Source organism: Bradyrhizobium sp. Kon37 (assembly GCF_055807535.1).
This window is the reverse complement of sequence record NZ_JBVVOY010000001.1, coordinates 240,173-264,175: the sequence shown is the minus strand read 5'-3', so window position 1 is coordinate 264,175 and position 24,003 is coordinate 240,173. Positions and strand designations below refer to the sequence as shown.

At 65.3% G+C, this 24,003-nt stretch carries 23 protein-coding genes, 1 tRNA gene and 1 pseudogene; 18 read left to right on the top strand and 7 right to left on the bottom strand.

Annotated elements, in window-relative coordinates; translation table 11 throughout:
* Positions 1 to 42 precede the first annotated feature (42 nt).
* The 4 genes and pseudogenes from AC0L3J_RS01370 to AC0L3J_RS01355 all read right to left on the bottom strand — a co-directional run bounded on the left by AC0L3J_RS01370 (position 43) and on the right by AC0L3J_RS01355 (position 2,424).
* Positions 43 to 443 (bottom strand): annotated as a pseudogene (locus tag AC0L3J_RS01370) (SRPBCC family protein).
* Positions 444 to 580: 137 nt separating this feature from the next.
* Positions 581 to 940 (bottom strand): VOC family protein, encoded by a 360-nt coding sequence (locus tag AC0L3J_RS01365; RefSeq protein WP_473345610.1) that lies wholly within the window; start codon positions 938 to 940, stop codon positions 581 to 583.
* Between the two features lie 56 nt (positions 941 to 996).
* Positions 997 to 1,836 carry a helix-turn-helix transcriptional regulator gene (locus tag AC0L3J_RS01360; RefSeq protein ID WP_473345609.1) on the bottom strand — a complete coding sequence of 280 codons (840 nt, stop codon included), beginning with the start codon at positions 1,834 to 1,836 and terminating at the stop codon, positions 997 to 999.
* A gap of 9 nt (positions 1,837 to 1,845) precedes the next feature.
* Positions 1,846 to 2,424 carry a methylated-DNA--[protein]-cysteine S-methyltransferase gene (locus AC0L3J_RS01355; protein WP_456767239.1) on the bottom strand — a complete coding sequence of 193 codons (579 nt, stop codon included), beginning with the start codon at positions 2,422 to 2,424 and terminating at the stop codon, positions 1,846 to 1,848.
* 171 nt (positions 2,425 to 2,595) lie between these two features.
* Between AC0L3J_RS01355 and AC0L3J_RS01350 the strand changes: the two genes are divergently transcribed.
* The 6 genes from AC0L3J_RS01350 to AC0L3J_RS01325 all read left to right on the top strand — a co-directional run bounded on the left by AC0L3J_RS01350 (position 2,596) and on the right by AC0L3J_RS01325 (position 6,577).
* Positions 2,596 to 2,669: transfer RNA gene (locus AC0L3J_RS01350), tRNA-Gly, on the top strand.
* Positions 2,670 to 2,945: 276 nt separating this feature from the next.
* On the top strand, positions 2,946 to 3,479 hold the full coding sequence (locus AC0L3J_RS01345) for a DsrE family protein (RefSeq protein ID WP_473345608.1): 534 nt from the start codon (positions 2,946 to 2,948) through the stop codon (positions 3,477 to 3,479).
* Positions 3,480 to 3,505: 26 nt separating this feature from the next.
* Entirely contained in the window at positions 3,506 to 4,570 is a 1,065-nt protein-coding gene (locus AC0L3J_RS01340; protein WP_473345607.1) for a TAXI family TRAP transporter solute-binding subunit, read from the top strand.
* On the top strand, positions 4,567 to 5,379 hold the full coding sequence (locus AC0L3J_RS01335; protein WP_473345606.1) for a hypothetical protein: 813 nt from the start codon (positions 4,567 to 4,569) through the stop codon (positions 5,377 to 5,379). The genes AC0L3J_RS01340 and AC0L3J_RS01335 overlap by 4 nt, the downstream gene beginning before the upstream one ends.
* Positions 5,380 to 5,517: 138 nt before the next feature.
* The gene (locus AC0L3J_RS01330) at positions 5,518 to 6,099 is read left to right on the top strand and encodes a helix-turn-helix domain-containing protein (protein ID WP_473345605.1); all 582 of its coding nucleotides are present in this window, start codon (positions 5,518 to 5,520) and stop codon (positions 6,097 to 6,099) included.
* A gap of 10 nt (positions 6,100 to 6,109) precedes the next feature.
* Positions 6,110 to 6,577: a GNAT family N-acetyltransferase gene (locus AC0L3J_RS01325; protein ID WP_473345604.1), complete on the top strand. Its 468-nt coding sequence runs from the start codon at positions 6,110 to 6,112 to the stop codon at positions 6,575 to 6,577.
* A 1-nt stretch (position 6,578) separates the two neighbouring features.
* Here AC0L3J_RS01325 and AC0L3J_RS01320 read toward each other — a convergent pair whose 3' ends face one another.
* Entirely contained in the window at positions 6,579 to 7,106 is a 528-nt protein-coding gene (locus tag AC0L3J_RS01320) for a DUF1003 domain-containing protein (RefSeq protein WP_473345603.1), read from the bottom strand.
* 112 nt (positions 7,107 to 7,218) lie between these two features.
* On the opposite strand from AC0L3J_RS01320, the gene AC0L3J_RS01315 reads away from it, so the two are divergent.
* The 8 genes from AC0L3J_RS01315 to AC0L3J_RS01280 all read left to right on the top strand — a co-directional run bounded on the left by AC0L3J_RS01315 (position 7,219) and on the right by AC0L3J_RS01280 (position 15,951).
* On the top strand, positions 7,219 to 8,277 hold the full coding sequence (locus tag AC0L3J_RS01315; protein ID WP_473345602.1) for a LacI family DNA-binding transcriptional regulator: 1,059 nt from the start codon (positions 7,219 to 7,221) through the stop codon (positions 8,275 to 8,277).
* A gap of 83 nt (positions 8,278 to 8,360) precedes the next feature.
* Positions 8,361 to 9,815, top strand: coding sequence for a xylulokinase (gene xylB / locus AC0L3J_RS01310; protein ID WP_473345601.1), 1,455 nt, complete (start codon positions 8,361 to 8,363; stop codon positions 9,813 to 9,815).
* The gene (gene xylA, locus AC0L3J_RS01305) at positions 9,816 to 11,138 is read left to right on the top strand and encodes a xylose isomerase (RefSeq protein WP_473345600.1); all 1,323 of its coding nucleotides are present in this window, start codon (positions 9,816 to 9,818) and stop codon (positions 11,136 to 11,138) included. It abuts the gene before it with no gap.
* 12 nt (positions 11,139 to 11,150) lie between these two features.
* Positions 11,151 to 11,909: an ATP-binding cassette domain-containing protein gene (locus AC0L3J_RS01300; RefSeq protein ID WP_473345599.1), complete on the top strand. Its 759-nt coding sequence runs from the start codon at positions 11,151 to 11,153 to the stop codon at positions 11,907 to 11,909.
* Complete coding sequence (locus AC0L3J_RS01295; RefSeq protein ID WP_027565874.1) at positions 11,909 to 12,991, top strand: ABC transporter permease; 1,083 nt, start codon at positions 11,909 to 11,911, stop codon at positions 12,989 to 12,991. Before AC0L3J_RS01300 ends, AC0L3J_RS01295 begins: the two co-directional genes overlap by 1 nt.
* Positions 12,992 to 13,085: 94 nt before the next feature.
* Positions 13,086 to 14,018, top strand: coding sequence for a sugar-binding protein (locus AC0L3J_RS01290; protein ID WP_247426944.1), 933 nt, complete (start codon positions 13,086 to 13,088; stop codon positions 14,016 to 14,018).
* A 103-nt stretch (positions 14,019 to 14,121) separates the two neighbouring features.
* Positions 14,122 to 15,099, top strand: a complete 978-nt coding sequence (locus tag AC0L3J_RS01285) for an aldo/keto reductase (protein WP_473345598.1) — start codon at positions 14,122 to 14,124, stop codon at positions 15,097 to 15,099.
* A gap of 3 nt (positions 15,100 to 15,102) precedes the next feature.
* Complete coding sequence (locus AC0L3J_RS01280; RefSeq protein ID WP_473345597.1) at positions 15,103 to 15,951, top strand: amidohydrolase family protein; 849 nt, start codon at positions 15,103 to 15,105, stop codon at positions 15,949 to 15,951.
* 21 nt (positions 15,952 to 15,972) lie between these two features.
* Here AC0L3J_RS01280 and AC0L3J_RS01275 read toward each other — a convergent pair whose 3' ends face one another.
* Entirely contained in the window at positions 15,973 to 16,776 is an 804-nt protein-coding gene (locus tag AC0L3J_RS01275) for an ATP-grasp domain-containing protein (RefSeq protein ID WP_473345596.1), read from the bottom strand.
* A 394-nt stretch (positions 16,777 to 17,170) separates the two neighbouring features.
* Here AC0L3J_RS01275 and AC0L3J_RS01270 point away from each other — a divergent pair, with 394 nt between their 5' ends.
* From AC0L3J_RS01270 to AC0L3J_RS01260, 3 genes are all read left to right on the top strand, one after another.
* Positions 17,171 to 17,944, top strand: coding sequence for a ferredoxin--NADP reductase (locus AC0L3J_RS01270; protein WP_007597827.1), 774 nt, complete (start codon positions 17,171 to 17,173; stop codon positions 17,942 to 17,944).
* A gap of 223 nt (positions 17,945 to 18,167) precedes the next feature.
* Positions 18,168 to 19,868 (top strand): FMN-binding glutamate synthase family protein, encoded by a 1,701-nt coding sequence (locus tag AC0L3J_RS01265; RefSeq protein ID WP_473345595.1) that lies wholly within the window; start codon positions 18,168 to 18,170, stop codon positions 19,866 to 19,868.
* 99 nt (positions 19,869 to 19,967) lie between these two features.
* Positions 19,968 to 20,210, top strand: a complete 243-nt coding sequence (locus AC0L3J_RS01260; protein WP_007597823.1) for a PilZ domain-containing protein — start codon at positions 19,968 to 19,970, stop codon at positions 20,208 to 20,210.
* A gap of 180 nt (positions 20,211 to 20,390) precedes the next feature.
* Here AC0L3J_RS01260 and AC0L3J_RS01255 read toward each other — a convergent pair whose 3' ends face one another.
* Positions 20,391 to 21,686 carry a hemolysin family protein gene (locus AC0L3J_RS01255; protein WP_473345594.1) on the bottom strand — a complete coding sequence of 432 codons (1,296 nt, stop codon included), beginning with the start codon at positions 21,684 to 21,686 and terminating at the stop codon, positions 20,391 to 20,393.
* A gap of 238 nt (positions 21,687 to 21,924) precedes the next feature.
* On the opposite strand from AC0L3J_RS01255, the gene AC0L3J_RS01250 reads away from it, so the two are divergent.
* Entirely contained in the window at positions 21,925 to 24,000 is a 2,076-nt protein-coding gene (locus AC0L3J_RS01250; RefSeq protein WP_473293008.1) for a methyl-accepting chemotaxis protein, read from the top strand.
* The last annotated feature ends 3 nt before the right edge of the window (positions 24,001 to 24,003 follow it).

The window sequence follows — 24,003 nt, the reverse complement described above, 5'->3', positions numbered from 1 at the left end:
GCCATGGTTAGTGCGGACGAGGGTTGAACTCCGTGAGAAAGATCACGCAGCTGCGGCCGGAAACGCTCGGTGTATGGCGGGACGGCGTCCTTGGTCTGTCCCTGCACATAGGACGCGAGCTCGTTCGGCAGCATGTCGATGATCCAGACCAGGCGGCATCTCCGCTCGCCCTCGGCGATCACCTGCACCGAGGCGCTGTAATGCTTCAGACGTTCGTTGTTGATCGCGTAGACCAGCCGCTGCCGCCCGTCGTCGCAATCGACCAGCACTTCGCGCGCCACCGATCCGTTGGCAAAGGTGACGACGCGCGCGTCGCCGTCGAGCGTGCAGGCCGTAACGAAGCCCGGCGCCAGCCGCCGATGCAACGCGCCGAAATCGCGCACCGCATCCCAGACGTCGTGAGCCGGGGCGGGGAGGGGAATGTCATTGTGTATGGAGGCCATTGGTAAGTATCCTTGATTTGCGACGGTGGTTGCCAAGCCGCCGTCATTGCGAGCGCAGCGAAGCAATCCAGAAATGATTCCGCGGAGGCAGTCTGGATTGCTTCGTCGCAAGGGCTCCTCGCAATGACGGAGCGTACTCACACACAGACTGCCTCGACATTGTTGCCGTCGGGATCGATCAAAAACGCCGCGTAGTAAGTCGGGCTGTAATCCTTGCGCGGGCCGGCGCCGCCATTGTCGCGGCCGCCGCTCTTCAAGCCTTCGCTATGGAATGCCTTGACCGAATCATGATCCCCCGCGCGAAACGCGATATGCGCGCCGTCGGCTTTGCGCCCTTTATTCAGGTGCAGCCACAGCGCCGGCTCGCCCTTCGGCCCGAAGCCGGCATAACCATCGCCGCTCGAGCACAGGACATAGCCGAGCGGCGCCAGCACCGCGGTGTAGAAGCGCGTGGCGGCATCGAGGTCGGCAACGCGCAATCCGATATGGTCGTACATGGTCGTCTCCATTGCCAAAGCGCGCCGCAATCGGCGCGCGCCGGAGACGAACCTAGTCAGTTGAGGGCAAGCTGCTCTTGGAGAATCTTGCGCTCTCCCTTCGAGGCCTGACGGAACTTGGTCGGCGATACGCCGGCGGCGCGGTGGAAGGTGCGGACGAAGTTGGAGAGATCGCCGAAGCCGACGTCATAGGCGATGTCGGTGACGGCGATGTCGTCGTCGGTCAGCAGCCGCGCCGCATGCCGAAGGCGCGAGCGCACCAGATATTGATGCGGGGTGACGCCGAGCACGGCGGAGAACAGCCGCAGGAAATGGAACGGGCTGAGCCCAGCCTGCCGCGCGGCCTGTTCGAGGTCGACCTCGGCATGCGAATTGGCGTCGATCCATAGCGCGGCTTCCACGGCGCGGCGGCGGTCGCGTGCGGTCGGTGTCGTTGGCTTGCGCGCCTTGCCCGAGACGACATCGACGAAGCGGCCGGCGAGGATCTGACCGACCTCGTCGAGACCGAGGTCGCTGTTGCCATCTGCTGCCGTCTGGGCGAGCTCGCCCAGCACCATCAGCTCGGGCAGCGGCGGGGTCGCGCCGACCTGCCAGACGTCGCGCCGGCCGCCGAGCGCGTCGACCAGGTCCTCGCTGAGGAAAAAGGACAGGCAGACGTCGCCGGCGACGTGCTCATGCGTGCAGGTGTATTCCTCGCCCGGCGCGCCGACCAGCATCGACCCCGCCACCAAATCGAAGAAGCCGGCGCGGCAATGACAGCCAAAGCTGCCGGCGCGGACATAGGCGATGGAATGGCCGGTGCGGCACTCCGCAAACGGGCTGTCGTCCGGTCCCGCGTCGCAGCGAAACTCGGAGACGGTCATCGAGGGCGTGGTCAGCAGCGTGGTTGCGTCCATCCCGCCTATCTAGGTGGGCGCTCGGGGCGGGGCAACGGGCAGCAGGACGTCGAACAGCGTCTTGCTGGCGATCGGATGGGCGCCCTCGAGCGACAGCAGCCGCCGCTTGGAGATCACGCCGCCATAGGGCGAGAGCCGGTCGGTGTAATTGCCGGCCTCCAGCACCCGGTGGCAGGGAACGATCAGCATGTAGGGATTTCTCGCGATCGCTTGGGCTACCGAATGCGCGGCGCCGGAGGCGCCCAGCGTCTTGGCGATCTCGTGATAGGTGCGCGTCTCCCCGCGCGGGATGGCGCAGGCGGCTTCATAGACCCGCCGGTTGAAACCGGGCACCCCGCTCGCGTCCAGGCTGACCTCGGAAAAATCAGCATCGCTGCCTTGCAGCAAGCCCACGATGCCCTCGATCGCGAACGCGGCGTTCGCGGAAGGCCGCTGCTCGCGCGCCTCGGGATGGACCTGGAAAATCCGGCGGCGGGTGTCGATCTCCCGCGCCTCCGGCAATTGCACGGCGACGATACCGGTGCTGCTCCAGATGATTCCGCAGCGCCCTATGGTCGTGTCGAATATCGCGTAGCCACGCCCCACCATGCACACGCCCCACTCAGTGCACGTCTCCCCAGACAGATAATCATAACACCGCCACAATCCGGCGCACCCAAAATCTTGGCGGAAACTCAAGAAGGGGCAGGCGGGCTGCGCCAAAGCGCTTGGCGAGATGCGCCGTCTCGGCTAATCAGAGCGGGCGCAGGCTGCGCATCCGCGGGCGTAGTTCAATGGTAGAACGGCAGCTTCCCAAGCTGCATACGAGGGTTCGATTCCCTTCGCCCGCTCCAAAGCCTCGGCCGCAGCACAGTCGCACTGACTTGAAGTCTCCCTTGGCGATCCGCCCGGGCGCAATGGGACGTGGAGCTGACGCTCGCTGCGCTTAATCCATTGCGCTTAGCACGAACTGCAGGCTGTCGAAGGGCGGGCCGGGAGTTCATGTTTCCCGGTCCGGGTCACCGCCAACGCAAGTCCAGTGCGCAACACCTGCGGGCTCACTGAGGTCCTGGTCCGGATCAAGCGAGTTGCACTCCGGGTCGAGCGCAAATCGCAGACGGAGATGGTCCATGCGTGATGCACGAATCCATATCGCCGCAGCTATGCTCGCGACATTCGCAATCGGCTCGGTGTACGCCATGAGCTCCGTGCAACAGCCGCCGGCCTCTGCGACTTCTGCCCACGCCATGATCCCGAGGAAGCAACCAGCCGTGCGCCCGGTCAAGCCGGCGCCGCACAGGCTCGTGATCCAGGTCAACCAGAACGACGCCGCCGTGATGAATCTCGCGCTCAACAACGCCACCAATGTGCTCGACTATTACCGCAAGAAGGGCGAAGAGGCCGATGTCGAGATCGTGGCGTTCGGTCCTGGATTGCACATGCTGCGCAAGGACACGACGCCGGTCGCCGATCGCATTCACGCCATGACGGACCTCGCCTTCCCGAACAAGGTTCGCTTCGCCGCATGCGGCGTCACTCGGGAGGGGATGGAAAAGAAGGAAGGCAAGCCGCTCGAGCTGCTGCCGGAGGCTTCCATGGTTGCCTCGGGTGTCGTGCGGATGATGGAGCTGCAGGAAAAGGGCTGGAGCTACGTCCGGCCGTAGACAGGAACCAACGAGGGGAGGCCGGGATGATGCGCAAGCTGCTGTTCGTGCTGGCCGTGTCGCTGTTCGCGTTGCCCGCGTCCGCCCAAACTGCCACAAGGCCCGGCGCTGCCAAACAGACGGCGGAATCGGTCGCGTTGGCGCCCGCGCGAGGGAACCGGTCGGTGCGGCCCGCTCAACAGCGGACGGCCGAAGAGGATGTGAGAGATCGCATCAATGCAGGCACGGTCGGATTAGCCGCCGGGCTCCTGGAAGGCGCACCGCTCCGCTTCGCGACCGAGATCTCGCGCGTGGTCAACGAGAGCGGAAAGGTGCACGTGCTTCCGGTGGTGACGCGCGGACCGACCGAGAATGTCAACGATGTGCTCTATCTGAAGGGGATCGACATCGCGATCATCAACAGCGATTCGCTCGACGAGTATCGCGCGCAGGTGCCCGAGATCGGAAAGCGCATCGTGCACGTGATGAACCTATTCCCGTCGGAGCTGCATGTCTTCGTGCGTCCCGAGATCAATTCGCTGGCCGACCTCGCGGGCAAGAAGGTGAACTTCAACACGCAGGGCACGGCCGCCGCCTATTCGGGTCCACTCATCTTCAGTCGTCTCGGCATCGAAGTGGAGAAGGCCTTCGTGCCTCACCCGGCCGCGCTGGAGCAGATGCGCAAAGGCGAGATGGCGGCTGTGGTTTTCGTCACGTCGAAGCCGGTGGACGCGTTCGTCAAGCGCAAATGGGACGACGGCTTCAAGTTCCTGCCGGTCCCCTGGGGTGCCAAGCTGGCGGACTATTATGTGCCGGCCTCTCTAACGTCGGCCGACTATCCCGCTTTGGTGCAAGCAGGGCGGGATATCGAGACGATCGCGGTGCCGACGGTGCTGGTCGCCTATAACTGGAATCCTGGCACCCCACGCCATGACAGGGTCACGGCTTTCGTGAATGAATTGTTCAGCAGGCTCGATCAGCTGCGCGCGTCCGGCTTCGATCCGAAGTGGAAGGAGGCCAATCCCGGTGCGGGCGTTCCCGGACTCCAGCGCCTCAAGGCGGCTGAGAACTGGCAGGAGTCCCAAATGTCCAATCGGACGGGACGTCCATGAGACGGCTCGCCGCCGTCCTTTTCGCCAGCCTTGAGATCGCGGAAGCCCATGGTCAATCCGCCTCCAGCACGCTTAGGGGTCTGGACCAGTGCTTTGCCCAGACGCGTGCAGCGGAAGCCGCCTGCGATCAGGCGGGCATCGACACCGCGCTGCGTCTCGGATGCAGGCTGAAGGCACACAGCGCGGAGAAACGGTGCCTCGATAGCCTGTTCGCCAACAAAGACGAGGTCCGACAACCCAGCGATATCCCATCCAAACCGCACGCCGATATGCAGCCGTTGCCACTCGAAGCTGAACCGGCGCCGGCGATGACGCCGGCCAATCGGGACGACGCAATCGCGGGACCGTCAATCGCCGAGGGCTGGTTGATCAGCGAGACCACGTCTCCAAGGGACTTCTCGCCGCTCTTCGTCGCCAAATTGTATGCGCTTGCCCCGGTGACGGCCAATGCACCAGAAATGCTCGTGCTACGTTGCCGTAACCAGCGGACCGAGCTGTCCCTTGGCTCTAATGGCCTCTGGCGCGCGTTGCGCGGAGGGGAAGTCGACGTCGCGATCTCTCCCGACCAGGTCACGGCGCGGCCAATGCGTTGGCGATTGGCATCTGACGGTCGCACGGCGTCCATGCCGGAGGATCCGGTCCAATTGGTGCGCGCATTGCGCGCCGGAAAGGCGTCTATCTCCGTTACCGACGGTGCGGGGCGCAACACCAGCGCCATCTTCGAGCTCGCCGGCGTCGATGCCGTCCGCGCCAGGCTCGCAAGCGCCTGTCGCTGGACGAATGCGACGGTCGAATCCCGAGGACGATGAACGGATTTTGCGCCGAGGATGCATTCGCGTGCGCCGAAATTCTAATATATTAGCATCTCATCCCCGGCATTCGCTGTTTCCCGCGCTAGGCTCTCTCCCAAGCAAATGCGGCTGCCGAAACAACGTTCGGATAGGGCTATGGACCAGCAAAAGCTCGATCGCGCGATCGGTCGTCGCTTGAAGACGGTGCGGACGCAGGCCGGCATGACGTTGAACGAGCTTGCCGCGCGCTCCGGCGTCAGCCGGGCGATGATCGGGCGGGTGGAGCGGGCGCAGAGCAGTGCGACGGCTGCGCTGCTCAACAAGCTCTGCGCGGCGCTCGATGTCACGCTGAGCGACGTCGTCGCGCTCGCGGAGAAGCCGCCGGAGCGGCTGGTGCGGCTCGCCGACCAGCCGCATTGGCGCGATCCCGACAGCGGCTATCGCCGCCGCCACGCCTCGCCGACGGACGCGGCGAGCGGCATCGAGATCATCGTCGTCGATTTGCCGGCCGGCGCGCGGGTGCCATACAGCCCTTGGGGGCGCAATGCCTTCACCCAGCAACTGCTGATGCTGGAGGGCGCGATCGCCGTGCACATCGACGCGAAGGCGGTTCGCCTGCGCGAAGGCGACTGTCTCGATTTCGACGTGATGCGCGCGGTGATCTTCGAGAACGAGACCAGACAGGATGCGCGCTACGTCATCATCACGCGCCGCGGCGCGTCCTACGGCAAGATGTGAGACGCTGACGATGCAGATCCGCACCGGCGACACCTTTGACCCGCGCGTCATCGCGCTGCTCGACCATCACGTCACGGCGGCGCGGGCGCAGACCGCGCCGGGCAGCGCCCATGCACTCGATCTCGCCGGGCTGCGTGCCCGGGAAGTCGCGTTCTGGACCGGCTGGGACGGCGACACGCTGGTCGCCACCGGTGCGCTGAAGTCGCTGTCGGGAGCGCATGGCGAGGTGAAGTCGATGCACACGCTCCAGACCACGCGGCGGCGCGGCTTTGGCGGTGAGATGCTCCGCCACATCATCACGGAAGCCCGCGCGCGCGGCATGGCGCGGCTCAGCCTCGAGACCGGCTCGTGGGACTATTTCAAGCCGGCGCACGCGCTCTACCAGGCGCATGGCTTTGTCCTCTGTGGCCCGTTCCAGGGCTATGTCGAGGATCCCAACAGCCTGTTCCTGACCCTGGATCTGTCGGCGAGCCGATAGCTCAGGAGCGCGTCTCCTCGATCCTGTCGAGCACGCGCTCGGGGGCGATGTCGCGGCTTGCTTCCTCCAGATCGCGCTTCGAATCGGGCTGGACGTCGAGCCGCTCGGCGATCTGCGTGAGGAGGCGGGCTACCTTGGTCAATTCGTGCTCGGCGAGCAGGCTGATCTGGAGATCGAGATCGGCGCGCTTGTCCGCTGCTGCGCTCATGCGGTTCTGCGAGATCAGCACGAAGGTCGACAGGAAGATCGCCTCGACCGAAGCAATCATCGCCAGCACCACGAAGCTCTCGTCCCAGGCCGGGATTCCCGGCAGCCAGTGCAGATTGGCGATGATCCAGAAGCCGAACACCGCGACATGGAGGTAGACGAACGCCATGCTGCCGGTGAACGCCGTGATCGCATCGGCGACCTTTTCCTGACCCTTGGCGGCGCGCTGCTCGCGGCGGCGGCGCTCGACCAGAGCCTGGATGTTGCGCTCGAGCGTCGGGCTCAATCCCTCGCCGGGATCATGGGTGATATCGTTACGCACGGGGCAGCAACGGCGGATGGGAGAGGCTGTTCCTGGGCTCAGCTGCGGGAAAATGCCTGCCGCCCCTCAAAATGAGTTGCGTACCTCAAAACACCTCTGCTAGCCTTCAGCCATGGCCGAGACGCTCACCACGACCGCGCTGACGCTGAAGGACATCGCCCGCCAGGCCGGCGTCAGCCTCGCGACGGTGGACCGCGTCCTGCATAATCGTCCGGGCGTGCGGCCGGATACGGTCCGGCGCGTCAAAGAGGCGATCGAGCGCAATTCGTTCCAGCCGCACGTGGCCGCCGCCGAGCTCGCCCGCGGCCGCGCCCGCCGTTTCGCCTTCGTCATGCCGTCGGGGCCGAACCCGTTCATGCAGCAGATCCAGGACTATCTCGGCGAGATGTCGGGCTGGCTGTCGTCCCGCCGCCTCGGCGTCGAGACCGTCGCAACCGACGTGTTCGATCCGTCCGTGCTCGCGGCTTCCCTGGAGGGGCTCTCGGACGATTACGACGGCATCGCCGTGGTGGCGCTCGACCATCCCGGCGTTCGCGCCGCCATCGACGATCTCGTCGATGCCGGCGCCAAGGTCGTGACGCTGGTCTCCGACGTGCCGTCGTCGCGCCGGCACCATTATGTCGGCATCGACAACATTGCCGCCGGACGCACCGCCGGCGCGCTGGTCGGGCGGCTGGTCGGCCAAAAGTCCGGCAAGGTCGCGATCGTCGCGGGCTCGCAGGGCCTGCGCGACCATGCCGAGCGCATTTTTGGCTTCAACCAGGTGATGGCCTCTGAATTCCCCGGTCTCAGCGTGCTGCCGGTGCTCGAAGGACGCGACGAGGACGCGCGTTCGGAACAATTGTTGGCGCGGCTGTTGAGCCGGCATGCCGACATCGTGGGCCTTTATAATGTCGGCGCCGGCACGCAAGGCGTCGCCAACGCGTTGAATGAAAAGGCCTTGAGCGATGCCGGCCGCGACAGGCAGGTGGTGTTCGTCGGACACGACCTCACCGCGCTGACGCGTCGCCTGCTGCTGCAGGGCGTGATGCATGCCGCGATCTCGCAGAACCCCGGACACGAAGCGCGCGCCGCGGTGCGCGTGCTGCTCGCGCTCGCCCGTGGTGAGCCGATCTTGCGCGAACAGGAGAAGATCAGGATCGACATCGTGATGCGGGACAATCTGCCTTAGCGGCAGGTGGAATTCAAAACGACCCCGTTGCGGATAAGGCGACCTTGAGTTCGCGCACTGCAACAGGCGAAAGGGAGGATGGCGTGTATCTCGGAATCGACATCGGCACATCAGGTGTGAAAGCGGTGCTCGTGAGCGAAGCCGGCGCGGTTGTCGCGACGGCGGCGCGCGAGCTTGCGCTGTCGCATCCCGCGCCGCTGTGGTCCGAGCAGGATCCCGATGGCTGGGTCGATGCGGCGGTCGGCGCGGTCGACGATCTTGCCGCCCGCCATCCGCGCGAGGTCGCGCGGGTGCGCGGCATCGGGCTATCGGGCCAGATGCATGGCGCGACGCTGCTGGACGAGGACGGAGCGCCGCTGCGTCCCGCGATCCTCTGGAACGACGGCCGCTCGCACGCCGAATGCGTCGCGCTGGAGCGGCGCTGCCCGTCGCTGCACACGATCGCCGGCAATCTGGCCATGCCCGGCTTCACCGCGCCGAAGCTGCTCTGGGTCGCCAGGCACGAGCCAAAAATCTTCGCGCGCGCCGCAAAGGTGCTGCTGCCGAAAGCCTATGTCCGCTATCGCCTGACCGGCGAGATGATCGAGGACATGTCGGACGCGGCCGGCACGCTGTGGCTCGACGTCGGTCTGCGCCGCTGGTCGGCGCTGCTACTGCATGCCACCGGGCTCGATCTCCATCACATGCCACGCCTCGTCGAGGGCAGCGAGGTCAGCGCGACGCTCGCGCCGGACTACGCGCAACGCTGGGGCATGGCTAGGAATGTCGTGGTCGCCGGCGGCGCCGGCGATAATGCCGCGAGCGCGATCGGGCTCGGCGCCATCGCGCCGGGCGATGCGTTTCTATCTCTGGGAACCTCAGGTGTGGTGTTCCGCGTCACCGATCGGTTCGCCCCCGCGCCGGCCTCGGCCGTGCATGCGTTCTGTCACGCACTGCCCGGCCGCTGGCATCAGATGGGCGTGATGCTGTCGGCTGCGGCTTCACTGGCCTGGCTCGCGGGCGTGATGGAGGTTCCGGCCGCAGCGCTGCTGGCGCCGCTCGGAGAGCGCGTCGATGGACCGAGTCCGGTCAAATTCCTGCCTTATCTCGACGGCGAGCGCACGCCGCACAACGATGCCGCCGCCAGCGGTGCCTTCGTCGGCCTGCGCGGTGCGACCGGGCGCTCCCAGATCGTTCAGTCCGTGCTCGAAGGCGTCGCCTTCGCCGCGCGCGACAATCTGGCGGCACTGAGCGCGGCCGGCGGACCGCTTGCCGAGGTTGATCTCGTCGGCGGCGGTTCGCGCTCGCCGCTGTGGGCGCAGATCTGCGCCGATGTGCTCGGCATCCCCGTCCACCGCGTCGAGGAGGGCGAGGTCGGTGCCGCGCTCGGTGCCGCCAGGCTCGGCCGGCTTGCCGCCACCGGCGAAGACGCGGCTGCGGTTTGCACCCGTCCGCGGCGGCTTGCGAGCTTTACGCCTCGCGCATCCGTGGCTGCGGCCTATGACGAGGCCTATCGCCGCTGGCGCGAGCTTTATCCTGCGTTGAAGGAGTGTGCCTAAGTGAACGCGTCAGTGAATTTCTTCGATACAAGCGTACCTGTCGCCTTCGCCGGCAAGGATGCGGGAAACACGCCCGCCTTCCGCTGGTACGACAAGGACCGCCTCGTCCATGGCCGCAGGATGGAAGACCATCTGCGCTTTGCGGTCTGCTATTGGCACTCGTTGTGCTGGCCCGGCGGCGATCCCTTTGGCGGCGAGACGTTCCTGCGGCCCTGGCATCACGGCACCGATGCGATGGCGCAGGCGCGCGCCAAGGCCGGCGTCGCCTTCGAGCTGTTTCGCCTGCTCGACGTGCCCTTCTTCACCTTCCACGACGTCGATGCGGCGCCGGAAGGGAACTCACTCGCGGAATCCGTCGCCAACCTCAATGCCATCGCCGATCTGTTCGAAGCGAAGATGGCCTCGAGCAAAGTGCGCCTGCTCTGGGGCACCGCCAATCTGTTCACGCATCGCCGCTACATGGCGGGCGCGGCCACCAATCCGGACCCCGAGATATTCACCTATGCCGCCGGCCAGGTCCGCGCCGCGCTGGAGGTGACGCACCGTCTCGGCGGCCAGAACTACGTGCTGTGGGGCGGGCGCGAGGGCTACGAGACGCTGCTCAACACCGACCTCAAGCGCGAGCTCGACCAGCTCGGCCGCTTCGTCTCGCTCGTCGTCGAGCACAAGCACAAGATCGGCTTCAAGGGACCGATCCTGATCGAGCCGAAGCCGAAGGAGCCGACCAAGCATCAATATGATTTCGACGTCGCCACCTGCTACGGCTTCCTCGCGCGTTACGACCTGCTGAAGGACGTCAAGCTCAACATCGAGCAGAACCACGCCATCCTCGCCGGCCACTCCTTCCATCACGAGGTCGCGCTCGCGGAGGCGCTGGGCGTCTTCGGCTCGCTGGACATCAACCGCGGCGACGATCTGCTCGGCTGGGACACCGATCAGTTCGCGATGAACGTGCCCGAGCTCGCTTTGGTGTTCCACGAGCTCCTGGGCCGCGGCGGTTTCAGCTCCGGCGGGCTGAATTTCGACGCCAAGATCCGGCGCCAGTCGATCGATCCCGACGATCTGATCCATGCCCATGTCGGCTCGATGGATGCCTGCGCGCGTGCGTTGCTCGCCGCCGCGGACATGCTCGACGCCGGCGTGCTCACCGCGCCGCTTGCGAAACGTTACGAGGGATGGGCCGGGCCCGAGGGCCGCGCCATTCTCGGCGGCCAGCGCTCGCTCGCCGAACTTGCCGACCGCGCGCACGGCCCGGGCTTTGACCCGCAGCCGCGCTCGGGCCGGCAGGAATATCTTGAATCCCTCGTCAACCGCTACGTCTGAGGAAGGCCGCTGATGACAAATGCACAAGCGACACCGGTCCTCGAGCTGACCGGCATCGGCAAGGAGTTCGGCGCGATCCGCGCGCTGCATGACGTCGACATGCACGTCCTCCCCGGCGAAGTCGTCGGCCTGATGGGCGACAACGGCGCGGGCAAGTCGACGCTGGTCAAGATCATCGCCGGCAATTTCCGCCCCAGCCATGGCGAAATCCGTTTCGCCGGCAGCGCGGTTCATTTCAACCGGCCTGTCGATGCCCGCGGCGTCGGCATCGAGGTGGTCTATCAGGACCTTGCGCTCGCCGACAATCTCACCGCAGCGGCGAACGTCTTTCTCGGCCGCGAGCTCAAGCGCAGGATCGGGCCGTTCGCGTTGCTCGACCACAAGGCGATGGCGGCGCGTGCGCTGGAGCTGTTCGGCGAGCTGCGCTCGGAGACGCGCCCCGACGATCTCGTCAAGCAGATGTCGGGCGGCCAGCGCCAGGCGGTTGCGATCGCGCGGACGCGGCTCTCCAATGCGAAGCTGGTCATGATGGACGAGCCCACGGCCGCGATCTCGGTCCGCCAGGTCGAGCAGGTGCTCGGCCTGATCCACCGGCTGAAGGAGCAGGGCGTTGCCGTGATGCTGATCTCGCATCGCATGCCCGACGTGTTCGCGGTGTGCGATCGCGTCATCGTCATGCGCCGCGGCGAAAAGCGGGCCGACAAGCCCATCCACCAGACCTCCCCCGAGGAAGTCACCGCCCTGATCACCGGCGCGAAGGAGGCGGCGTGATGGCCATGCCCATGGAATCCCCGATCACCTTCTCGAATGTCGGCAAGATCAGATGGTGGCAGCGCGGCATCTTCGCGTCCCAGACCGGCTATGTCCTGCTCGCGCTGGCGGTGCTGCTGGTGGTCATGCATTTCGCCAGCCCGTACTTCTTCACCGAGGGCAACATGCAGAACGTGGCGAAGAATTTCTCCTTCATCGCCATTGCCACCCTCGGCGTCACCTTCGTGATCATCACCGGCGGCATCGATCTGTCGGTCGGCTCGATGATGTGCTTCTCCGCCATGGTCACCTCGATGGTGATGACCGAGCTGTCGGCGCCCGGCTCGCCCGCAGGCTCCCTGTTCGTGCACATGGCGGCCGACGGCAAGACCGTGCTCGCCAATGTCCCCGGCCTGATCCTGGTGGTCTCGCTCCTAGCCGGTCTCGGCGTCGCGCTGCTCGCCGGCCTCGTCAACGGCTTCTGTATCGCGGTGCTCGGCCTGTCACCGTTCGTCACCACGCTCGGCATGCTCTCGATCGTGCGCGGGCTCGGCTATGTCGTCTCCAATGGGCGCGGCAGCTTTCCGGGTGGACCGGATGCCGATTATTTCTACGCGCTCACCTCGGGCGACGTGCTCGGCGTGCCCGTGCCGTTCATTTATCTGATCGTCCTCGCGCTGGCGATGGCCGTGGTGCTGCACCACAGCTCGTTCGGCCGCCACGTGTTCGCGCTCGGCGGCAACGAGAAGGCGGCCGAACTCACCGGCATCCCGGTCGTGCGGGTGAAGATCGAGGTGTATGTGATCTGCGCGCTCGCCGCAGGCCTCCAGGGCATCATCATCTCGGGCTGGCTCGGGTCGGCGCCGGCCAACATGGCGACGTCCTACGAGCTCAACGTGATCGCTGCGGCCGTCATCGGCGGAGCCAATCTCGCCGGCGGCATCGGCGGTCCGCTCGGCGCCATCGTCGGCTGCGTGCTGCTCGAGGTGATCCGCAACGGCCTCGTGCTCGCCCAGGTCAGCTCCTACTGGCAGCAGACGCTGGTGGGCGTGATCATCATCCTGGCCGTATTGGTCGACCGCATCCGCTCGCGGATGATCTGAAACGAAATCGTTCCGGGACGGCAACGAAAATGCCGCCTGTCCGCTTCCCGGACGATCTCAAGAGGACAGGCGCCAAAGAAGGGTGGAGGAGACGATGAGGAAATTTCTACTTGCCGGCATCGCGGTCGCGATGATGGCTACGCCGGCGTTTGCCGCAAACTACCGGTTCGTGATCGTGCCCAAGGCGATGAACAATCCGTTCTTCGACTTCGCGCGCGACGGCTGCCTGAAGCGTGCGAAGGAGCTCGGCAATATCGAGTGCATCTACAAGGGGCCGGTCGAGCACGAGCCGGCGACGCAGGCCCAGATCATCCAGGACTTCGTCACCCAGAAGGTCGACGGCCTCGCCATATCGGTTGCCGACGTCGCGGCGATGACCAAGTCGATCGACGCGGCGACCGCGGCCGGCATCCCCGTCATCACCTTCGACGCCGATGCGCCCGGCGCCAAGCGCATCGCCTATATCGGCACCAACAACAAGGAGTTCGGCGTGGCCCTCGGCAAGCAGCTCCTGAAGCTGCGGCCTGACGGCGGCAAATACGCTATGGTCTCGGGCGGTCCCGGCGCCAAGAACCTCGCCGAACGCGTCGACGGCGTCCGCGAGGCGTTGAAGGGCTCGAAATGGACCGAGGTCGCGGGCTCGCCGACGTTCTGCAACGACGATCCCGCGCTGGCGGTTCAGCAGATGACTGACATGCGCACCGCGACGCCCGACCTCGCCGCGATCGTTCCCATCGGCGGCTGGCCGATGTTCGCCCCCGAAGGCTTCAAGGCCTTCGCGTCCAGATACAAGAAGGATATCGATTCCGGCAAGTTCACGCTTGTCGTGGCCGATACGCTGAAGATGCAGCTCGAGCTGTTGCGCGATGGCTATGCCAATGCGCTGGTCGGCCAGCGTCCGTTCGAGATGGGCGAGAAGGCGATGGACACGCTGCTCGCCATCAAGAAGGGCGAGAAGGTGCCGGAGATCGTCTATACCGGCCTCGATCTCGTGACCAAGGACAACGTTGCGCAAATGTTGAAGTAGGAGCGTCGCCAGCCCCGCGCTCCTGCGTGCCTCTCCCGCTTGCGCTTTTCGCAAGCGGGAGAGATGATTTTGGCTGTTGGGGAAGACTGTTGAGGCAATGGGAATGAAAAGGTCGCGGCTCGGCTCTCTCGATGTCACGTCACTCGGCCTCGGTTCCGCCCCGCTCGGCGGATTGTTCACCCCCGTCAGCGATGCCGATGCGGAAGCGACGATCGCCCGCGCCTGGTCGCTCGGAATCCGCTTCTTCGACACCGCGCCGCTCTACGGCTTTGGCCTCGCGGAGCGACGCCTCGGCGCATTCCTGCGGCAACAGCCCCGTGATTCCTACGCCATCTCGACCAAGGTCGGCCGTCTGCTGCGTGCGCCGGATGGCGCTGCCTCCGAGGACGAGCATTACAAGGGCACGTCGCGCGAGCGGCCGGTGTTCGATTTCAGTTATGACGGCGTGATGCGATCGGTGGAGGAAAGCCTGGCGCGGCTTGGGCTCGATCGCGTCGATGTCCTGCTCGTGCATGATCCCGACGATCACTACGACGACGCCGTCGCCGGCGCTTTCCGCGCGCTCCAGCGCCTGCGCACTGAGGGCACCGTCAAGGCGATTGGTGCGGGCATGAACCAGTCGGACATGCTGGTCCGGTTTGCAGAGGCCGTTCCGGTCGACTGCTTCCTGCTCGCCGGCCGCTACACGTTGCTCGACCAGGGTGCGCTGGATGCGCTGTTCCCGGTCTGCGCCGCGAAGAACATCGGCATCCTGCTCGGCGGCATCTACAACAGCGGCATCCTGGCCAATCCGCACACGGGCGCGAAGTTCAACTATCAGGACGCCGATGCGGCACTCGTCGCCCGCACGCTCGCGCTCGACGAGCTTTGCCGAAAGCATGGCACCGAACTGAAAGCCGCCGCGCTGCAGTTCTGCATGGCCCATCCGGCGGTTACGGTCGCCGTGATGGGTGCGCGCAACGCCGCGGAGATTGCCGACAACATCGCGATGTCGGAGATGGCGGTGCCGGCGGCGTTCTGGCAGGAGCTGCGTGCGCGAAAACTCGTCGACGCCCGCGCGCCATTGCCGGGCGGAGCGTAAGGCATGATCATCGACGCTCACCAGCATTTCTGGGATCCCGCGCGCGCCGACTATCCCTGGATGGACGCGCCCGAGCTCACGCCGATCCGGCGTGCCTTCGGTCCGGCCGATCTCGCGCCGCTTCTGAAAGCCGACGGCATCGACGCGAGCATCCTGGTGCAGTGCCGTTCCGCGCTGGCGGAGACCGAGGAATTCCTACGGATCGCGCATGCGACGCCCTCGGTGATCGGCGTCGTCGGCTGGGCCGATCTGACCGACGCTGCACTTGGCGAGACGCTGGACCGGCTGCGCGCTTTACCCGGCGGCGACAAGCTGGTCGGCATCCGCCACCAGGTCCATGACGAGGCCGACCCGGATTGGCTGTTGCGCGAGGACGTCCAGCGCGGCCTCACGGCTGTGTTCGCGCACGATCTCGCCTACGATTTCCTGGTCCGCACCCGCGAGCTGCCGGCCGCGATCGCAACCGCACAGGCCTTCCCGCAGGCGCGCTTCGTGCTCGACCACGCAGCCAAGCCGCCGATCGCCGATGGCGGAAGCACTGAATGGTCCAATGGCATCGCGGCACTCGCGGCCTGCGGCAATGTCTGGTGCAAGGTCTCGGGGCTGGCGACGGAGGCGGTTTGGAGCGACTGGAATGCGGAGCGGCTGTTTCCGTTCGTCGCGCACGCCGCGACATGCTTTGGCGAAGATCGCCTGATCTTCGGCTCGGACTGGCCGGTATGTTTGCTCGCGGGAAGCTATGGTGAGATCAAGGGCGCGCTGGAGAGCTGCCTGATGAAGCTCGGGCCGCAGGTGCGGGAGAAGGCGTTCGGCGTGAATGCGAAGGCCGCGTATCGGTTGGCGGTGAGTTGAAGCCGACAGCGTGCGTGTTGCTCAGCGTTCGTCCCCGAACACCCGATCCAGCGCTGCATCGTACGTCCTCTGCACCAGCTCCGGATGCAGCTTCGCCAGCGTCTCCATCATCACGCCGGAATTGATCTCAAGCACGCGCCAGACGCCGTCGACGTAGACGAGGTCGATCGAGGCGAAGGCGATGCCGATGGCATTGGCGGCGTCGATGGCGAGCTTTGCGCAGCCTGCGCGTAGATCGCCGTCCTGCATCAGCACGGGCTTTGCACCCGCATCGAGATTGTGCCGCCAATCCGAGCCGCGCTGCTTGCTGTAGACGACGAGTGGCACATCATCGAGCAGCACCACGCGAACTTCATCCTCGATCACGACATAGGGCGAGATCACGAGTCCGGCGCTCATCGAAAAGGCTTCGCCAACCGCATGATCGAGTTCTGTTTCCGTCGTGACCCTGAAGACGGATCGTCCCGACGTCCCCTCGTTCGGCTTCACCACCACGCCTTGCGGATTGTCGCGAAGCAGCGCCAGCATTGGCTCTCGCCAGGCGACGCCGACAACCTTCTCGCCCAACTTCGGATTGAGGAAGAGGCGATGGGGAATGCAGGGCACGCCCTCGAGCGTGAGCACCTCGGCGGTGGCCGATTTGTCGTTGGCCAGCCGGTGCGCGATGGCGCTGTTGAGGCCGATGTCGTAGCCGAACGCGAAGCGGCGCTGCCCGCCCCGGCGCATCGCGAGCAGCCAGCCATCGGCGCGGACATCGAGCGCGATGCCATGGGTGGCGCAATAGCGCTTGATCGCCTGGACGAAAATCCGCTCGCCGTTCGCCATGTGTCTCAGTCGCCCGTCCCAGTCGCCAGTTCCAGTTGGCGCCAAAAGCCGCAAAAATCCGCGAAACGGCGCCAAATGGGAGTGAAATCAGAGCTATTCTTAATGAAATTCTCGCGAGCGCCACGGAAATTAAGTGCTGTATTCGAGCCCCGGGGGGAAAAGAAATTGCCCTCCACATGCGCCGGACAGCAGATCCATTAATGATGTGACCATTTCCGCCGCAAATGCCGGTTTGACCGGCATCAATTGCATCCGGAACGAGGTTGATTATTGGTCTCAATGGCGTAGATCACACACGCGAAATCCTCCGCCATGGCAATGGTGTCCGCTCCGCTTTCAGGGGCCGGGCAACGCTTTTGCCCTAAAACCGCAATTATTCGGAATATCGAAAATCATGAGCGCGTTTTACCGAGAGAAGGTTCTTTCCGTCCAGCACTGGACCGACACCCTGTTCAGCTTTCGCGCAACCCGCGATTCCGGCTTCCGCTTTCAGAACGGCCAGTTCGCGATGATCGGCCTCGAGGTTGAGGGACGCCCGCTGCTCCGCGCCTACAGTATGGCGAGCGCCAATCACGAGGAAGAGCTCGAGTTCTTCTCAATCAAGGTTCAGGACGGCCCGCTGACGTCGCGTCTCCAGAAGATCAAGGAAGGCGACACCATCCTGGTCGGCCGCAAGGCGACCGGCACGCTGATCACCGACAATCTCATTCCCGGCAAGCGGCTGATGCTGCTCTCGACCGGCACGGGCCTGGCGCCCTTCGCCAGCCTGATCAAGGACCCTGAGGTTTACGACCAGTTCGACAGCATCGTGCTGGTGCATGGCTGCCGTCAGGTCTCCGAGCTCGCCTATGGCGAGAAGCTCGTCGCCGGTCTTCGCGAGGACGAACTGTTCGGGGAGTTGCTCGCGGACAAGCTCATCTACTACCCGACCGTGACTCGCGAGCCGTTCAAGAACCGCGGCCGCATCACCGACCTCATCAGCTCCGAGCAGATCTTCAACGATATCGGCCAGGGCCCGCTCGACATCGCGACCGACCGCATCATGATGTGCGGCAGCCCGGCGATGCTCGAAGAGCTGAAACTGATGTTCGAGGGCCGCGATTTCGTCGAGGGCTCCGGCAACAAGCCCGGCCATTTCGTGATCGAAAAGGCGTTCGTCGAGCGGTAGGCCCTCTCGACGTCGTCCTGGCGAAAGCCAGGACGCTTGCCTGGGTAAAGCGCCTTGACCGGTTAGTGCCCATTCCGAGCCCTGCTGCACCGCAGCAGCCCGCCCATCGGGCTGATTGATTTGTCCCCGCCGAATTCGCTAGCCTGAAACAACCGCCGCGTCATATCCGTATGACAGGCGCGGGCGTATCGTACCGCCTCATGCTGGCGAGAGGGTGGGAATCGTGGCCGACGAGAATAAGACGCAGGAATCGCCCAACTTATCGCCCAAACGGCTGCCGCTGGCGGAAGAGGGGATCATGGAAACCCTGCTGCTGCCATTCTCCCCGCGGTTCATCGTCCTGACGATCTGCGCGGTGGTCACCGCGCTGCTGATCGGCATCGGCATCGCCGACCGCAAGATCTTCGACATCCTGCTGATCCCGATCCTGATCTTCGGCGCGCTGACGGCTCTTGGCGTCCGCGACCTCATGCAGAAGGGCCACGCCGTTCTGCGCAACTATCCGATCTCGGCGCATATCCGTTTTTTGCTCGAAGAGATACGCCCGGAGATGCGGCAGTATTTCTTCGAGAGCGAGAAGGACGGCATGCCGTTCTCGCGCGACATCCGTGCGGTGGTCTATCAACGCGCCAAGATGCAGCTCGACAAGCGTCCGTTCGGCACCCAGGAGGACGTCTACCGCGAGGGCTATGAGTGGATGCATCACTCGGTCTCGCCGAAGACGCATGCCGAGGAGAAATTCCGCGTCACCATCGGGGGGCCGGATTGCGCCAAGCCGTATTCGGCTTCGGTGTTCAACATTTCCGCGATGAGTTTTGGCGCGCTCAGCCCGAACGCCGTGCGCGCGCTGAATGCCGGCGCCAGGAAGGGCGGCTTCGCGCACGACACCGGCGAGGGCGGCTTCAGCCCCTATCACGCGGAGATGGGCGGCGACATCATCTGGGAGATCGGCTCGGGCTATTTCGGCTGCCGTCATCTCGACGGCGCCTTCGATCCCGAAGCCTTCGCGCGCGTCGCGAGCCAGGACCAGATCAAGATGGTCGAGCTCAAGATCAGCCAGGGCGCCAAGCCCGGTCATGGCGGCGTGCTGCCGGCGGCGAAAGTCTCGGAGGAGATTTCAAAGATCCGCGGGGTCGCGATGGGTGAGGATTGCATCTCGCCGGCCTCGCATCGCGCCTTCTCGACGCCTGTTGGCATGATGCAGTTCATCGGCGAGATGCGAAAGCTCTCCGGCGGCAAGCCGACCGGCTTCAAGCTGTGCATCGGCCACCCCTGGGAATTCTTGGCGATCTGCAAGGCGATGATCGAGACCGGCATCTATCCCGACTTCATCGTCGTCGACGGCAATGAGGGCGGCACCGGCGCCGCGCCGCTGGAGTTCATGGACCATCTGGGCATGCCGATGCGGGAGGGCGTCAGTTTCGTTCACAACGCTCTGATCGGCATCAACGCGCGCGACCGCATCAAGATCGGCGCCTCCGGCAAGATCGCCACCGCCTTCGACATGGCACGTGCCATGGCGATCGGCGCGGATTACTGCAATTCGGCGCGCGGCTTCATGTTCTCGCTCGGCTGCATCCAGTCGCTGAGCTGCCACACCGACCGCTGCCCGACCGGCGTCGCGACCCAGGACCCGACGCGGGCGCGCGCGCTCTATGTGCCGCTCAAGATCGACCGCGTGCACAATTATCACCTTGCGACGCTGCACTCGCTGACCGAGCTGATCGCCGCGGCCGGTCTCGAACATCCGCAGCAGCTGCGCCCGATCCACTTTTCCCAGCGCACCTCGACGACGGACGTGAGATCGTTCGCGCAGCTTTATCCGTCGCTGCGTCCGGGCGAGCTGCTCGAAGGCACCGAAGACCCGCGCTTCCGTGATGCCTGGCGGATGGCGCGGACCGAGACGTTCCAGCCGGCGCTGTAGGCGCCGATGCACTGGCAAGGCCGCAGGCCCCGGGCACAAAAGCATCGTGATGAGGGCTGCGTTTAACGCTTGGTTCAACTTTGGGTGTAGATTGTCGCCATGGACGAGCGGCGCGACAAGGCAAGGCATCGCGTGCTGAAGGCCGGAACGATCGAGTTCGGCGGCGGCGGCGCGATCGACTGCACCATCCGCAACCTGTCCGATACCGGCGCGGCGCTCGACGTCAGCAGTCCGGTCGGCATCCCCGACCATTTCAGCCTGTTCGTCCAGGCCGACGGAACACATCTCGCCTGCACCGTGATCTGGCGCAAGGAAAAGCGGATCGGGGTGAGATTCGGGTGAGGGCCAGCGCAACAAATTCCACTGTCGTCCCGGCGAAGGCCGGGACCCATACCGCGTGATTTATCGATAGTGCGCAGACGGCAGCACCGCGCAACTCTCAATCTTCGCCAAACTCAATTGTGTGGTTATGGGTCCCGGCTTTCGCCGGGACGACGTGTTGAGAGTATCGCGAGCGCGCGCTCACCCCGTCTCGACTTCACCCAGCCGGCTCGCGAGAATCTTGTCGATCCTCCGTCCGTCGAGATCGACCACCTCGATGTGCCAGTCGCCGAAGTCGAAGGCGTCGCCGACATCAGGCAGCACGTTGAACTGCTGCAGCACCAGGCCGGCGACCGTGTTGTAGCGGTGCGGCGGCAGTTCGATGCCGAGCAGCTCGCCGAACTCGTCGACCGGCATCCAGCCTGAGACCAGCAGCGAATCGTCCGCGCGCTTGACATAGGCCGGTTCCGGCGGGCCTTCCTCGGAATGGAAGGCGCCGACGATCGATTCCAGAATGTCGGCCGTCGTCACGATGCCTTCGAAGGCGCCGTATTCGTCGTAGACGAGGCCGACATGCACCGGCGCAGCCTTGAGGATCGCCAGCACGTCGCGCGCATCGGCCGACGCGGGAATGCCGGGCGCCTCGCGAACCAGCACGCGCAAATCCGGCGTGCGCTCGTTCATGAAGGCGACCAGCAGGTCCTTGGCCTGGAGCACGCCAATCGGCTTGTCGCGGTCGCCGTCGGACACGGGAAAGCGTGAATGCGGACTCTTGGCGATGATTGCTTGAATGCTCTCCGGCGTATCGTTCAGGTCGATCTCGTTGACCTCCGTGCGCGGCGTCATGATCGCGCCGACCGGCCGGTCGCCGAGCCGCATCACGCCCGCGATCATCTCCTTTTCGCCCGACTCGAGCACGCCCGCGGTTTCGGCCTCGCTGACGAGATGATGGATCTCGTCTTCCGACACCTTCTCCTCCGACTTGCCGCCCTGGCCGAGCAGCGTGAGGATCAGCTTGCCGGAGAGATCGAGCAGGAAGACCAGCGGCAGTGAGACCTTCGCAAGCACGTGCATCGCGGGTGCGACCCTGACCGCGATGCTCTCGGGGTCACGCAGGGCCACCTGCTTCGGCACCAGCTCGCCAACGATCAGGGTGGCGTAGGTGATGAGCGTGACAACCAGGCCCACTCCGACGATGTCGGCAATTCCTGCGGACAGGCCGAGCTCGAGCAGCCACTGCGTCAGCCGCTGTCCGAGCGTCGCGCCCGAGAACGCGCCGGAGAGGACGCCGACCAGGGTGATGCCGATCTGCACCGTCGAGAGAAACTTGCCGGGATCGGCCGCGAGCGTCAGCGCCCGCTCGGCGCCGCGGACGCCCTTTGCGGCGAGCATCGACAGCCGGGCCGGGCGCGACGAGACCACGGCCAACTCGGACATGGACAGCAAGCCGTTGATGACGATCAGGACGACGACGATGGCGAGTTCGGCCGAGAGCATTGATGTTCCGAGGTAAGGGAGTGTGGCCCGGATGGCGGCACAGGCATTGATATAGGTATTCGAGGAAGAAATGCCGACGATTCTGTCGCATTGGGCATCGCGAAGGAACTTCGGCGACCCCGTCCCGGAAGGCAATCCCCGATACCCCGCGGAACTACGGGCATGCCGTTGCTTAACGGGCTCTTAGCGGCAACCGGCTAAGTTTTCGGCATTTGCAGGAATGTATTCGGGGGATCAGATGCGGATCGGGAAGCTCTTTGCGCTGTCGATGCTGACGGTGACGGTGTTTGCAGTCATCCTTGGCGCCGAGGTGCTCATACCCCAGGCGCGCATCTTCACGAACCGCTCCGACGCGATCAAGACGGTCGACGCCTTTGGCGCGACCCTGATGGTCAGTCAGCACGTTGCCGGCCTTCGTGCTCCCTACATTTCCCCGATCTTCCAGGAGAATTCTGCGACGCAGGTCCAGATCGAAGCCGCCGCGAAGGCCGCGAAAGCGGTCGATGCCGCATTCGAGGGGGCCAGGCGTGCCATCATGGTGCTGGATGATTCCGGACCGATGATCGAAAACCTGGACCGTACCGCGCGGCGGCTCAAGGACATCACCACGGCGGCAGACCGCGCGATGAGCCTTCCCCTGGCGGCACGCGACAGCGCTGTGGTCAAGGGCTTCCTTCCGGGCGTTGCCGAGGTCATCGGCAATATCGAGCCGATCATGAACCGGCTCGAAGCGAAGGTCATCAATGCTGATTCCTCGCTTGCGGCGCTGTTGAGCCTGGCGCGAACGGCGCAGGATCTGCGCGTCTCGGCCGGCAGCCGCGCCGCCACGCTGTCCCCTGCGCTGAGCGCACGCCGACCGCTCACGGCTCCCGAATTCTCGCTGATGGATCGTATGCAGGGGCGTGTCGAGGCCGACCGCGAGCGCATCGAGGCCGGCATCGACGAACTCGGAAGCCCGCCCCGCATCGCCACGGCGCTGAGGGCGGCGACCGACTCTTACTTCGGGAAAGCAGCCGCTGCCGTGGACAAGGAGATGCCCACGGCCCGTGGTGACGGCAAGTACGGCATCAACGCCGAAGAGCTGGCCAACGTCATCGTACCCGCCATCCAGATGTTCTACGGCGTGCGCGATGCCGCGCTGGCCGAAGCTGCCGAGCGCGCCTCGGCCGCGCGCGACGGCGCGTTGGCGATGTTCGCGCTCGCGGGCGTGGCGGTGCTGGCGTTGCTGGGGACACTTGGTGGCGTGACCATGATGCTGCGCCGGCGCGTGGTGACGCCGCTCAGCCGGCTCGCGGACGTGATCGCAACGCTTGCCGCCGGACAGCACGAGGTCGAGATTCCCGTGACGGGCCGCAATGACGAGATCAGCCAGGTGGCGGGCTCGCTCCAGCACTTCAAGGACTCGCTCTCCGCCAAGAAGGCCGCCGACGAGGCCGCTGCGGTCGAAGCCGAGGCAAAACTCCGGCGCAGCCAGCGCATGGACCAGATCGCGCGCGATTTCGAAGCGTTGATCGGCGACGTCATCAACACGGTGTCGTCGGCATCGTCGGAGTTGGAAGTGTCGGCGGGAACGCTGACGAGCACCGCCGATCAATCGGAAAAGGTCACCGCGACCGTCGCGGCCGCCTCCGAGCAGGCCTCCAGCAACGTGCAGACCGTTGCCGCGGCCGCGGAGGAAATGGCGTCCTCGGTCGACGAGATCGGCCGGCAGGTCCAGGACTCCGCGCGCGTGGCCAGCGAAGCGGTGCAGCAGGCAGCGCGGACCAACGACTATGTCGGCGAGCTCGCCAAGGCTGCGGGCCGGATCGGCGACGTGGTCGAGCTCATCAGCCAGATCGCGGGCCAGACCAATCTTCTGGCGCTCAATGCCACGATCGAGGCGGCGCGCGCCGGCGAGGCCGGGCGCGGCTTCGCCGTGGTCGCCTCAGAGGTCAAGGCGCTGGCCGAGCAGACCGCCAAGGCCACCGGCGAGATCAGCCAGCAGATCACGGGAATCCAGAGCGCGACAGAGGATTCCGTCGGCGCCATCAAGTCGATCAGCGACACCATCACCCGCATGTCCGAGATCGCATCGGCGATCGCCTCCGCGGTCGAGGAGCAGGGCGCGGCGACGCGGGAGATTTCCCGCAACGTGCAGCAGGCGGCACGCGGCACCCAGCAGGTCTCCGCCAGCATCGTCGACGTGCAGCGCGGCGCGAGCCAGACGGGATCGGCCTCCTCCACCGTGCTTGCGTCAGCGAAGTCGCTGTCCGGCGAGAGCAGCCGCCTCAAGGTCGAGGTCGGGAAATTCCTGGACGCGATCCGGGCTGCATAAGAA